Origin of the sequence: Bacillus sp. FSL R9-9497 (genome assembly GCF_038005805.1) — a bacterium.
GTDB lineage: Bacteria > Bacillota > Bacilli > Bacillales > Bacillaceae_G > Bacillus_A > Bacillus_A cereus.
Map to the genome: position 1 here is coordinate 113,974 of NZ_JBBOTY010000002.1, position 13,897 is coordinate 127,870.

Here is a 13,897-nt window from a genome sequence, read left to right on the forward strand (position 1 = left end):
CTAAGACAGCCGAGCTAAATCCCTTGTTCCAAGGGTTATTTTATTGCTATCTATGCTAACACCAATAGGCGTATTGCTTCATTTTTGATATTGATAGCTGCGTTATAATCTCTATCGAGATTTACACCGCATATACAAGTATATATTCGCTCAGACAATGACATATTTTTCACATTTCCACAACTGCTACATGTTTTTGTGGAAGGAAACCATTTGTCTATTTTCACAAGTTGTTTGCCTTGTTCATGTAGTTTATAAGCTAAGAAAGTGGTGAACATACCCCAAGCATTATCAGCGACGCTTTTTCCAAAATGAAGTGCTTGCGACATTCCCTTCATATTTAGATCTTCAATAGCGACAACATCAAAATGAGTAGCTAACTCTTTAGACTTATGATGAAGAAAGTTCTTACGTTGGTTTGCTACTTTTTCATGCAGCTTAGCTACACGGATACGTTGTTTATTCCAACGCCCTGAACCTTTTGTACGTCTTGATAATACTCGTTGCGCCTTTGCTAATCGGTCTAACATTTCACGATAGAACTTAGGATAATTGGCTCTCTCATCCTCAGAACTGACGTATAATTGATCCATCGCAAAGTCTAATCCAACAACTGTTTCTACTTCTTTTTGTACGATCTCTTTTTCGTATTCAGTCAAAATGGACACATAGTATTTACCAGTAGGTGTCATAGAAATCGTACATGACTTGATTATATGGCCTTGTGGTATTTCTCTATGCTGTTTGATACGTACCATTTTCAGTTTTGGCAATTTGATATGACCGTTAAGCAACATAATATTTCCGTTCACTACATTCGTTGTATAAGACTTTCTGTCTTTTTTGCTTTTGAATGTTGGGAAGTCATTTTGACCACGAAAGAAATTTTTATAGGCAATTTGCAAGTTTAGTTGAGCATTTGCCAAAGCTAATGAATCAACTTCTTTTAACCACTCAAATTCTGCTTTGTATTTTGCAGGCGTGGGAAGATTTTGTTTCTTTAGTTGATCCTTATCATCTTTATGTTTTTCATACGCTTCTTTCCGTTCAGCTAACATTCTGTTATACACGAAACGTACACAACCGAAGGTTTTACGTATAAGATGTGCTTGGTCTCCTGTTGGATACAAACGGAATTTATATGCTTTATTCTGCTTTGTCATATCATTTCACCTCACTTTTCACTTTGATTTTCAATATATGTTTTTACTACGTCTATTGGCGAACCACCAGTAGTTAGCAAGCAAAAGCTTCTTGACCAAAACATCTCTTTCCAAAGTTTCTTTTTCACTTGTGGAAAGTCTCTTTTAATAAGTCGAGAACTTGCACTTTTATAAGCATTGATGAATTTTGTCATTTCTGTATTAGGGTGTGCTTTGAACAAAATATGAACATGGTCTACATCATGATTCCATTCAACTAATGAGATGTTATAGTTTTCAGATAGTCGAACAAACATATCTTTTGCATAGTCTGACATATCATCATCAAACACATTTCTTCTGTATTTCACGACCAACACAAGGTGATAATATAACAAGAATACTGAATGGTTATTACTATCTAATTTCATTTATATACCAGTCTTTATAATTGATAAGACTGCTTATATCAGAGGCAAAATAAAAAGGAAAACCTTTTGGTTACGCCAAACCGAAATTCATCTCCCACCTACCGTTGGGCTACGCCCTTCACACGCTTGAGGAAGGAGAATTCTTTCGGGAAATTCGTTAAATTATTGCCTTTTTAAGAGAACGGAAAGAGTTTTTCGAGTTAGCATCTTTTGCATAATAATTATTAAAGAGGGAATTTCTACTTAGAAATATAGACTAGTCTATTTTAATTTCTAATGGTCCCAGTATCTTTTATTTTGACGTGCGTCTTTACATTTATTTTAGCCTCTGCTAACGCTTGCAACCAATCTCCTTTTACTTTTTTCCATTCTTTATATTGAAAAGCTCTAGCATATAGGGATAATCCGATTGGATCAATTTTATTCTGTTGTATTTCATTTAATATATTTTGTAAATTATTATTAATTTCTTTTTGAATAGCACTTTTTAAATGATATATATTTTTTTTATTATCATAGTACCCCTTAATTAAATTCGGATTGGTTTTTTCTATTAAAGCTACATTAGCATATATATCGAGATTAAATACAAACTTTCCGTTTTGAAAAGTAACATCTACCTTCCTTGTCGCGTTCTGTACGAAGATAGAAGTATTTGTTTTTTTGTTGGAATTTTTAGGAGGCAGTGCAAGGTGTAGTATCATTCGCCCGTTACTTTTTGACTTATTTAAAAGATTGAAAAATTTAACATCTTTTTTAGGGATATAAGTTAAATATTTCCCTTTTCGATTTAAAAATGCAATTCCTACTGTGTCGATTTCATTCTTTGTTTTTTTGATAATTGGAACAGTTTGCGTCATTCCATCTTCATTTTGTTCTCTCATTAATTGCTGAATTGTAGAAGAGACGGATTGGTTATTTTGAATTGAGGATTCGATTACACCATTTATATAAGATGATAGTGATGGTTTACTAGGCTTATAAATTTTAAAAATTTCTTCTGCAGGCCCATCTACAAGTACTACTTTAGCATTAATGGTAGCGTAAGGATCACGGTAAGAAGAATCAAGCTCCTGTAACCAATTTGCTTCTTGCGCTAATTTTTTCCCAATTAAAATGATTTCAGCTTTGGAAGCTGTCATAAAGCCCGTTAACTTTGTATCTATCTTACTGAATCCAGTATATACAGTTGATGCTTTTGTCCAATGTTCTATAGTACTTTTTTGTTGCTTATGATGAAAGAGTGGTATACTTGTTCCAACTTTTATGTCTCCATTAGCGGTTCTATCCAAGCCAATTAACAGGATTAATGAAACCTTCTCAAGAGGAATTCTTTGACTACAACCAATTATATATACACAACAAATTAAAACCCATATCCATTTTCGAATCAAAGTTGTTTCCTCCTAGTAACCCAAGTAAAAAGAATACTGTAAACGAAAAAAATAATTGGTAATAGAATAAAGAAAACGACATTTAAGATATCCATAAGAGAATATATAAACAAATATTGATCCACATCGGGATTTAGGAAAATAAATAGACCAACTATAAATAACATAAAAGCAAGTAGCGCCCAATTACGAACGTTTTTTTGAAGTGAAATGGTCACAGATTCAAAACTGAAAAATAAATACGGATATATTGTAGTGGAAAATACAATCAAGTAGTAAGCGATATATATAATTTCTAATCTTTCCATGAAAGAAAAACGAACCCCTTTTAACAGATGAAATACTGGCCAGATTACGTCTTTTATCCCCTCTGGACTAAAGTATATATAAGAAAGAATAGTCACATATAGATAGAAAAGCATAGTTCCAGTATTCGCTATTAGTAGCCCTTTTATGGCTTTTTGTTTTTTTTGTAAGAACGGGTATATATAATATGCAATTTCTAAGCCAGCATAAGGTGTAATGGTTTCTTTTGTTGCCTTTATAATAGGGTATAATCCATCTTTAAAAATAGGTAGTAGGTGTAAAGGGTTGTAGTTAGTCTTTAGTGAAAAAAGAAGAAATAGTGGCATCCAAGTAGTGAAGAAGAAAACAAGCATAGAATAACTAGTAAGAGCCCTTAACCCACTCAGAGCTAAAATAATAAAAGGTAATAGTAATAATATGGTGATTTGATAAGCAGGAGTGGAAGGGAATATCCACACTTTTACAATATCAGTTGCCTTTAATAAAGTATTAAATCCAGCAAAAAATAGATAAGAGGCATATGCAAGAAAAAGAATTGTTCCTATCCATTTACCAAAGTATGTTTTTAAGATTTGTGAGAAATTTTTTTTTGGATTTTTTTGTAACATTAATATAATAATTACACCGATTATAGAAGTAACTATCCATCCGAGAATGATCGAAATCCAGCCATCTGTACCAGCAGTAGTAGCAAGTGGGCTTGGCATAATTAACATACCAGATGCAAGTTGCAGCGAATGGATGAAAATAATAAATTCGAATAAAGTTATATTTTTGAATTTAAGATTCCCCATGCGGACCACCTTCTTTTTTCTTTTCTTGTTTCGGCTGTCCAGTACTCGAGCGGGTGGTAATCATCGAAATAGGAAACCTTACAAAAGAATCTTTTAACTCTTGAAGCCGAAATGGCGCGATTGGTAATCCGTATGGTGAACCATAGGAAGTCAGTGAAACAAAATGAGCAAATAAGAGCATTAATCCACTAACAATACCTACAACCCCATAAAAGTATGCCAATAACATCATTGGAAAACGAATAAGGCGTATAGAACTTGATAAATCATAATTAGAAACAATAAATGATGCAATGGCTGTAATAGATACGATAATAACCATAACGTTACTCACAAGTCCAGCTTGAACAGCCGCCTGTCCAATTACAATCCCTCCAACAATACCAATAGTTTGTCCAATAGGTTGTGGTAAGCGAATACCAGCTTCACGCAGCATTTCCAGTGTAATTTCCATTATAAAAGCTTCCAATAAGGGAGAGAAGGGGACCTTAACTCTTGACGTTGCAATAGAAGTGTATAAATCTATAGGAATGATCTCAAAGTGAAAGGATACTATAGCAATATAAAATGCGGGTAAAAAAATAGCTATAATAAATCCTGCAAATCGTAATAAGCGAAAAAAAGATGCAATGAGCCAATGAATATTATAGTCATCTGGGGTTTGAAAAAATCCAATCAAATTCATAGGAACAACCATAGCACCAGGGGATCTATCCATTAACACTGCTACTTTCCCATCAAGTATATGGTTTGAAATGGCGTCTGGACGTTCGCTTAAATAAGCCTGTGGAAAAGGAGTCCAATTTTGATCTTTTGTATAATTAGATAGCTCTCCAATACTTAATACCGCATCTGTTTTGATTTTGCAGATTCTAGTTTCTATTTCTTGGACTACATCTGCGTTTGCTACATCACCTAAGTAAATTAAATAGACTAAAGAAGTGGCTCGTTCTCCAATCGTCAGCTTTTTGATTTTTAACTCTGTAGAAGGAATATATCGACGAATTAGGCCTATATTTTTTGTGACATTCTCAATAAAACCATCATGTGAGCCTTTAATAGTAACTTCTGAAATTGGTTCTTGAATGGCTCTCTCTGCCCAGCCTTTTGTATTTATTAGAAGTGACCGATTTTCTCCTTCCATAAACAGTACACATTGACCCTCAAGTAATCCTTCTTTAATTTCATTCCATGTATATACGATTTTTGTATGAGTAGCAATAATATTAGAATTAAAAATTTGACTGTCTTCATTTACTTCTTGTAATAATGGTGTAACAACATTGGCTTTTAATGCAACACCATCTGTAAGGCCTTCAAAATAATAAAGTAAAATATTCGTGTTTGTTTTTAATTGCAAAGGATGTTCAATCAAATCTGCACTAATATCAAAGATATTATCTAGTGTATTTTTAAGTTGTTTTAGGTTATTTGTTTCGATCTTTTCAATGGTTTTATATGTCTTAGTTTCTAAGGTCTCTTCATTTAAGGACAAAATTGACACCTCTTTAATATATACCGATTAGTTGTAGTTATTATTTTTATATAATTGAATTTTATTCATTAATTTAATCGAATTGGATGTAAGAATTGATAAATTTGATGTGCTATATTATTAATTCAATAATTGAGAGGAAAAAAGTAGAGGTAATTTGTGTGAAAATCTAAGTTTCAAGATAGAATTAAAATTTCAATGATTATAACAAAAAAGAACCATTGATAGGCTCTTTTTCATAGTTGGTAAATATGTTATCAACAATAGATGGCGATTAAGGTAGTAATTTAGATGCCTTTAAGTTAATCATCTGAATTTTGTAGGAAGAATTCTTTTTCCATACCTTAATGCTCAATGAAAAAGGATATTTCATTTATTTGGGTGTTCTAGTGTATTTGAATCTTGCGCACTAACAAATTTTGTTTAGGGACAAAATGTATTTTCTTAATAATCAGAAAAATAACGCAGCAAAATTCTTATTAATTATTTTGGTAGGTATCAAATATTCCTTTGGCCTTATTTTCATGATATTACCGTACGCTTATATGTTTCTAAGGGAAAGAAATACTTTCATTTTTATGACCATCTATTGTTTGATTAAGATGGTAACACGAAATAGAAGCGTTTACAACCAGAAAATAAAGAAAAAATATTAAAATAAGACTTTTTTCGACAATTATTTTATGTTTATATTTCATTTTATTATAGGAAAAGGCGGGGGAAGCGGACCTTTTCCTATAAAATGTTTTGTTGGAATTAGAAATAACTAAAAAAGTAATATTAGCTTAAAATTAAAATGAAATTCAATGATAAGATTATAATTGAATTTTTAAACCTCAGGTGTATTGAAAGTATGGTCAAATTTTAATCCACTTTGCGTTTCTTCCCTTTGTAACTAGCTTAATATGGCCAAACACTTGCAAGGAATTTAAAGCCTTACTGATTGTACTTTCTGCAATGTCTGGATAAGTGTTACGAATACTCTCCTTAGTAAAAGGTTGTTTTTGTTTAAGTATAAAATCTTGAATTCTCTCAACTTTAGTATGTTTACATATAGAATCTAGAACTGTGTTATGAAGATCTTTGTAAGCCTCTAATATAATTGTTAAAAACGTTTTTAACCAAAAGCTATTATTATGTTCCTCGCAGTACCAATTGACCGAAGATTTATAAATCGAATTGTAATAATCAGATTCATTTTTCTTAATATATTTATCCAAACATACATATTTTACAAATGTATGTCCACTCTTAATTAACAGCAATTGCATTAACATAAATGCCAGCCTGTTATTACCTTGATTGAAAGGGACTATGCAATAAAAATTTAATATAAAACGAGCTATTAATAAAAGTGAATGTAGCCCCTTACTAGTATTTAATGAGTTGTATTGATCACATAATTGCTCCATAAACTGTGGAATGAGTTCATGCGGAAGAATGCGGTAACTATTCAAGTGCATTCCATGCTCAGGAATACCTGGAATAATAAAAGGTTTTTCACGCCATTTGGCACTGTCAGAGGTAAGGTAATGTATTAGTTGAAAATGTAATTCCTGTATAGTTGCTGGATTAATTGATAAAGTACAGGAGTTTTTATGTACAAAAGAAAGTGTTTGATAATAACAAAAAATAGCATCTTCAGAAATATTTTGAGGTACTATATCATCTAAAATAAGTTCTTTTAATCTTTTATTAGGAACTTTTATATCCTCATAAATAGTTGTGAAATTTTTTATGTAATGTAGTGGTATAGTTTTTTCTAAACTATTAAATATGTCAGGGTTTTGTTCCTGATAAGCAGCTAATTTTCCTTTGAATTCGCTAATTTCACTTATTAAATTGATTAACCTCCTTTTTAATTCAATATTTTTGTACTTATCATCAAAAAAGTCTCTCATTTTTGTTCCTCCTGTAACCCCTTAACACGTTGTTGCATATATCTTTCCATTCTAAAGGTATGCTACGACATCATTGTAAAATAAAGATATTTTCGGTCTGATTTTGAATATATATCAGAATCTATATTTTTATTTAACAATTAAAATATGGAAATTATAAAGAAGAATCGTTAGGATTCAATTTTAATAGGCATAATCCTAACATCAAATGCACAAATGTACAATAAAAAAATAAAAAAAATAAAACTATCGACTCTTTTGAAATATTATCTAAAAGAGTTTTAAGAAATTGTAGGTATAGATGTGCTTTGGTTTAGGAGTAAATAATAAAGCGGTAATAGAGTTTTCATAGGTAATTAAAAAGTAGATAGACTATTAATTTGTGACAATTACGTGCCTAATCTATCATATGCTTTTATGAGAATTTTAAAATTAAATCCTAACGAGCTGAATTTTCTATATTTAGCATAAATATTAGGGAGGCGTGCTGATGAAATGTATCATTTTATATAGAAATATGTAACGTTTAACACTCGTATTGTAAAATATTTTGACATACGTTAATTTAAATATTAGGTACAGGAACATTTAATAAAAACTCAGTACTAAAGTACCCTTTAAACGTTTCACCCTAAGAACGTTTCTCAAGCACACTGAAGTTTACCCGTTGTTTCTGTGCCTTATTAGATAAAAATAATATAATAAATTTTTAGAATATGATAATGAAAAATGGGTTTTCAAATCTTTTCTCCTTAAATATTAACAATCTCTTGATAATCTGCTTAAAGTAAGAAAATGCAGGATAGACAATGGTTATTAATAAAGAAAATACAGTTAAGCTAGATACCTTAAGTCATTTTATAAGTAATTAAGCGTTAGATTGAATTAGTAAGAATATTATATGTGATTGCTAAATGGCTTGTTTTAATTGTTCTGTTACTATTAATTTATGAATTTTAACATTTAGAAGCTAGTCAACATATAGGTTATATTGATTATGTGGGTTTTAACCTCAAGTGTATATGTTTAAGGTTAAGGGATTTGTGAGTGTTATAAAAGGAGTGAAAGTCTGGAAGAAACGGATATAATCGGTTTCTTCCAGACTTTTTTTGCTTTTTTGTAATATAAAAAAATTATTTTTCCTACATGATTTAATTATCTGTTTTAATATTTGAATTTTTTGTGAAATTAAACGAAGTTTTTATTCTTTTTTAAAAACATAATGTTACAAAATAGACTTATTGTATTTATTTTATTTTTATATGAGATTAAAAATAATAATAAACGTACCAATGTATGAGAGGTATTAGTATATTTATTAGTAATTTGTTCGTTTATCTCTATATTGCTATTATATTAGCGATAACAATAATATATTGGGGGGACAAGAATGAATTTGAAATTTACATCTAAATTGGAAAGATTAAGAAAAAGTAAAAAAGGAATTGGTGCTTGTGTTTTAGCTGCAGGGGTAACGGCTATTACTATGATTCCTCAAAGTGCTTATGCACATGGATTTGTTGAAAAGCCAAGTAGCCGTGCTGCTTTATGTAGTCAGAATTATGGAGCATTGAATTTAAATTGTGGAAATATAATGTACGAACCTCAAAGTCTAGAAGCACCTAAAGGATTCCCAGATGGGGGACCGATTGATGGAAAAATCGCTTCGGCAGGAGGACTGTTTGGAGGAATTCTTGACCAACAAACATCAAATCGCTGGTTCAAAAACACGATTAAGGGTGGAGCAAATACCTTTACATGGAAATATACAGCTGCACATCCTACAAGTAAATGGCATTATTACATTACAAAAAAGGGATGGGATCCTAATAAACCATTAACACGTGCTGAATTAGAACCAATTGGAACTGTGAAACATGATGGTTCTGCCGCATCAAATAATTTAACACATACAATTAATGTACCAACTGATCGCAATGGTTATCATGTTATTTTAGCTGTATGGGATGTAGCAGATACGTCAAATGCGTTTTATAATGTAATTGATGTAAATCTAGTAAATAATGAAACTCCCGATACAGTAGCTCCAAGTCAACCAACTGAATTAAATGCCTCTAAAGTTTCTGCCAATAGTGTTGAAATAACATGGAAGGCCTCTACTGATAATATAGGTGTAAAAGAATATCAAGTGTTACGTAATGGCGAAGTAATTGATACGGTACCAGGTACAACTTTTATTGATAAAAAACTAAAAGCAGATACGGAATATACCTATACAATAAAGGCATTAGACTCTGCTGGAAACATATCAAAAGAAAGTGAAAAACTAAAGGTTAAGACAACACATGCAATCCCAGATATAGAGGCTCCAACTCAACCAAAAGGATTACATAGTATGGGTACAACAGCGACAACTGTTGATTTGATGTGGAGTCCGTCTGAAGATAATGTAGGTGTTGACCATTATATTGTATATAGAGAAAGCGCTGGGGTTATGAATAAAATTGGGACAGCGGCTAATACATCCTTTATGGATAAAGATTTGAAGGCTAATACATCGTATAAATATGTAGTGACGGCGGTTGATTTAGCTGGAAATGAATCTAGTAGAAGTGATGTTTTGACTGTAACAACAAAGTCAGAGGATTCCACATATGAAAAATGGGATGCAAGAAAAGCATATACTAAAGGCGATAGAGTAGTACATGAGGGAAAAGTGTATGAAGCAGTTCAAAATCATCAAGGAAATGGCGACTCAAATTGGATTTTTGCCTTATCGCTTTGGAAGCCCGTTTTGAATAAGTGACAGGTGGGAAAAGGTAGTTAACATTTTTGGGTTTTCTTTTAAAAATTAAGGGCTGTTCCAAATATGAATTATCTTATGATTTAAATGTTGAACTACTCACTACTTAACGTCCTAACGGACTGTTTGAAGTGGGAGATTCCTGCGAACACCGATGTATCCATCAGTTATCTTAGCAGGCTCTACCCGCAGTCCCTACGGTGAGAACATAAGTATCTTGTACGCTGAATCACCACACTCCCTACTTTTAGCTTGGTTTTCGCGATTTTGAGAAGCGTGGGGCGATAGAACGTTGAAGATTTTACGGTTGCAACGTTTTTCTGCAACCAACCTCATATCTTCAGTTTTCGAAGAGCAATCTGTACAAGTAAATGATAGCAAATATGTTGGCTTATGCCAAACGACATTCATCTCCCACCTAAAATTGGTGTTTCACACCTACACATTTTTGAGGAAGGAGTCTTCTGTCGGAAAACGATAAATCAATAAGATTTAAACCCCATCCTAATGTTTACGAAATGAAATTAAAAAAGAATCCCAATGGAATTTCATTGGGATTCTTTATTTTCTAATTTGTAATAGCGTATATTTTCACTGTGAATTTGTTAGTGGCACCCATTGGACTTGCAATATAATATTTAGTATTTGTGTAAGCTTCAGTCCTAGATCCATGTGAAATGTTTTTCCAACGAGTAGAATCTATTCCTAGGGAAACATCAATCATTACATTGAAAGAGATAGTAGAAGAATAATCTTTATCTGAAGGCTCAATAACCCATTTTAATTCTTTGGTACCTACAGGTAAAATATCAATTTTAAAGTTTTGACTGGATCGATTTTGTTGCCCGGATAAAGGACTAGATTCAGATGAAATTTGCGAAATTAATATTTCTTTTTCATTAGAATGTATACCATTTAATTTAATGATACTATCAATTAAACCTGGACCAGGAAAATCAGCTGCGATGATACCAGAATGTTTAATTATGCCTTGTTGTAAGAGTTTGGTCCCAAGTGTATTCATTCCCCCATAGTATACTTGTCCGTTTCTATCGCGAGGGAAATCACTCCATGCATTTGTGGAATTCGTTTGAATCAATTTAGGACTACTATCAGTATTTCTGCTCTCTTTTCCGCTTGCAATAAACCAAGGATATACATTATTTAAAAATGCCGCTACGCCCCCCGTACCACTAAAATGGTTGAGATGAATTTTTCCATTATTAAAATTAGTATTTGCATTTTGTAGATGGGTTTTTATCGCAATCCATTTTGCATATATTTCGTCTGGTCCGCTTCCAATTTCAAATTTATCTTGTATATTCAAACCTTCGTAATCAATACCGTACAATTGAGTAGATGTAAAGTTTTGTAAGATTAGAATTTTCCCGCGGGTATCTCCTAAAGTAGGGTTATTTCTATCTGAGGCTGGTACGGAATTAGGATTCCAAAAATATGAAGCATTAACGTTTTTATATTTTAAAAATATCTCCTCAAATGATAGAGAGCCGCTTTCAGGAGTAGTTTCTTCTTTTAGGCGCATTAATATTGTTTCTGTTGGATGCTCTTTTAAAAATTGAATTGTCTCTTTTAATACATCTTCAAACACAGTTTTTTGATTTACAATGCCATGATACATTGCAAAAGAATCTTTTACACGTTTAACACGCATATCTACATATCGGATTCCAGAATTTAATTGTTGGGATAGACTCATAGTTTGATTTCTTGTCAAATTTTCATCAAGAAAGCTTGCTCCATGTAAAGCCATTGTACCGTGAGTCCCTGGAATAGATATTTCACTTAATTTTGTTGAATCTTCTATTTTGGACATCCACGATGGATTTTGATATCCTATATTGGATTCATAGGAGTAACCTGGATGACTATCAGCTAAAAGAGTAGATGGTGTACTTAAACTTGCTAGTGTAATACAAGTGAGGATGCTAATTTTAATGAAATTTCTCATTTTTATTTTCTTCATTTTATCTCTCCTGATCTTTAAACAATTGCTAGATGATGTTTTTACTATATTTATTGTTTTTCATTCTTGAGGTAATAAATTTTTGGATTTGAAAATAATTAAAAACAGGGGGAGTAAATTATTTGAGACTTTAATAATTTGTTTTTATGAATTGTACCTAATAGCCAAACGTATTCTTGAAAAATCGAAATATAGCCTCCAAAAACCAACCGTTACTCGTATTGTATACAAACAAAACAGAAGCCTTAAAAAAGACTTCTATTTTGTGACATATAATGAATGATAAGGTGGTAAACAAATCAAGATAATGTGAATGAGTAGTAAAAGTTTATTAATAGCTGTTTTAGAATCTCTTATAACAAGGCTGATTACAAAAAGTGAATCCCTACAATGCTAATAAAAATTGAAAAATTCTACTCATTAAAACTTAGACTAACTACAGTTGCGATTGATTGGGCTGCATGTTCCCAGCTTCCATCTATAACTTTACCAATCTGCTGACCAAGTGTATTTAAATCATTTGGATTAACTGGAATTCCATTATAAGCAGCAAGAATTGATAAAAGTGGAGCAGCAAATGGTGTCCAACCACCTCTATCAATACTAAATACAGGCTTATCTACTACTTTTCCATCTTGCACAGTAAACTCATAATAAAATTGATCATCTGGACGGAAACTTAAATGATGAGAAATTTGTCCCTTAACATATTTTTTTCCTGCACCTAGATTTACTACTTCTATTTCCTTTACGTTAAATTCATGTTCAAATACTTTTATTTTTTTGACTTCTGGACCATTTAAGGCAGCATTAACAGCTGTTTCTAAATTATTTTGTGCTAATGGTTGAATACTCATTTGTGCCTTGTTTTGTTGGATAGGAGCCTCTTTTTTTGCAGCAAACACTGATGTGGTAGGTAGTGCACCTGTAGCTAATGTTGCTGCAAGTGCTGTTGTCATCATGATTTTCCTTTTCATCTTCATAGTTTTTCTTCCTCTCTAAAAGTTTTGATATATAATCTTTTAAAGACTGACATTGTGTAATATTTTATTTCATAATGAACAAAAAACTAGTTTAAGAATGATGTGGAATTATGTCAGAGCATTAAAATTAATTATATATGTACTTAAGATGATATATATCTACACATATTTTTTCAATTTTTAGACAAATATAATGTTATGACTTCTTAAGAGTCAATTTAGTACCTTGTTTATCTATAGAAATCCTATAAATAAACTAATTTCATAGTGAATGTAATATATTTGATATTAAATGTCTTACATAATGATATAAAGTTTCACATTTTTTTATTTTAAAGAATGAAACGATAAGGCTTCAAACCGCAAGGGATGCGGGGATAGCCTAATCAATTAGAGGTTGAAAGAATCTTTACTTAGGAATCCCTCATTTCTAAATGAAGTGAAAGTGGATGGAGTTCAAGGAGAGTAAGCTTTTGAACGATGTTTTAACTGTAATAATTGGTCCATTTAGATATCTTAATACCCAGTAAGAATTAAAGCGTTACAAAACACCCATCCAATTTTATCAATGATAAAATTGGATGGGTGTTTTCAGTATATAGGATGTTAGGAAAAAACTTGCCGACAAAAGTCTATATTAAAGACTTTCTAGCATTTTTGTATGCTAAATCATTTTCTATAACTAAGAACTAATTATATATAG

At 31.6% G+C, this 13,897-nt stretch carries 9 protein-coding genes; 1 reads left to right on the forward strand and 8 read right to left on the reverse strand.

Annotation, left to right across the window (positions count from 1 at the left end; translation table 11 throughout):
- Positions 1 to 50 precede the first annotated feature (50 nt).
- The 6 genes from MKY21_RS28125 to MKY21_RS28150 form a co-directional block, all read right to left on the reverse strand.
- Positions 51 to 1,163 (reverse strand): RNA-guided endonuclease TnpB family protein, encoded by a 1,113-nt coding sequence (locus MKY21_RS28125; RefSeq protein ID WP_061662953.1) that lies wholly within the window; start codon positions 1,161 to 1,163, stop codon positions 51 to 53.
- Between the two features lie 11 nt (positions 1,164 to 1,174).
- Positions 1,175 to 1,573 (reverse strand): IS200/IS605 family transposase, encoded by a 399-nt coding sequence (gene tnpA / locus MKY21_RS28130; RefSeq protein WP_098382684.1) that lies wholly within the window; start codon positions 1,571 to 1,573, stop codon positions 1,175 to 1,177.
- Between the two features lie 266 nt (positions 1,574 to 1,839).
- The gene (locus MKY21_RS28135) at positions 1,840 to 2,967 is read right to left on the reverse strand and encodes a Ger(x)C family spore germination protein (protein WP_000619992.1); all 1,128 of its coding nucleotides are present in this window, start codon (positions 2,965 to 2,967) and stop codon (positions 1,840 to 1,842) included.
- Positions 2,964 to 4,067, reverse strand: a complete 1,104-nt coding sequence (locus MKY21_RS28140; RefSeq protein ID WP_061662957.1) for a GerAB/ArcD/ProY family transporter — start codon at positions 4,065 to 4,067, stop codon at positions 2,964 to 2,966. Before MKY21_RS28140 ends, MKY21_RS28135 begins: the two co-directional genes overlap by 4 nt.
- A complete protein-coding gene (locus MKY21_RS28145) occupies positions 4,054 to 5,562 on the reverse strand; it encodes a spore germination protein (RefSeq protein WP_047387432.1) in 1,509 nt (502 codons plus the stop codon). Before MKY21_RS28145 ends, MKY21_RS28140 begins: the two co-directional genes overlap by 14 nt.
- An 857-nt stretch (positions 5,563 to 6,419) precedes the next feature.
- Positions 6,420 to 7,463 (reverse strand): Fic family protein, encoded by a 1,044-nt coding sequence (locus MKY21_RS28150; protein WP_001204220.1) that lies wholly within the window; start codon positions 7,461 to 7,463, stop codon positions 6,420 to 6,422.
- 1,390 nt (positions 7,464 to 8,853) lie between these two features.
- Between MKY21_RS28150 and MKY21_RS28155 the strand changes: the two genes are divergently transcribed.
- On the forward strand, positions 8,854 to 10,230 hold the full coding sequence (locus MKY21_RS28155; RefSeq protein WP_341078082.1) for a lytic polysaccharide monooxygenase: 1,377 nt from the start codon (positions 8,854 to 8,856) through the stop codon (positions 10,228 to 10,230).
- A 565-nt stretch (positions 10,231 to 10,795) separates the two neighbouring features.
- On the opposite strand, the gene MKY21_RS28160 is transcribed toward MKY21_RS28155, so the two are convergent.
- Both MKY21_RS28160 and MKY21_RS28165 read right to left on the reverse strand, forming a co-directional pair.
- Positions 10,796 to 12,211 (reverse strand): phosphatidylinositol-specific phospholipase C, encoded by a 1,416-nt coding sequence (locus MKY21_RS28160; RefSeq protein ID WP_341078083.1) that lies wholly within the window; start codon positions 12,209 to 12,211, stop codon positions 10,796 to 10,798.
- Between the two features lie 413 nt (positions 12,212 to 12,624).
- Positions 12,625 to 13,194, reverse strand: coding sequence for a hypothetical protein (locus MKY21_RS28165; protein ID WP_000782804.1), 570 nt, complete (start codon positions 13,192 to 13,194; stop codon positions 12,625 to 12,627).
- Positions 13,195 to 13,897 lie beyond the last annotated feature (703 nt).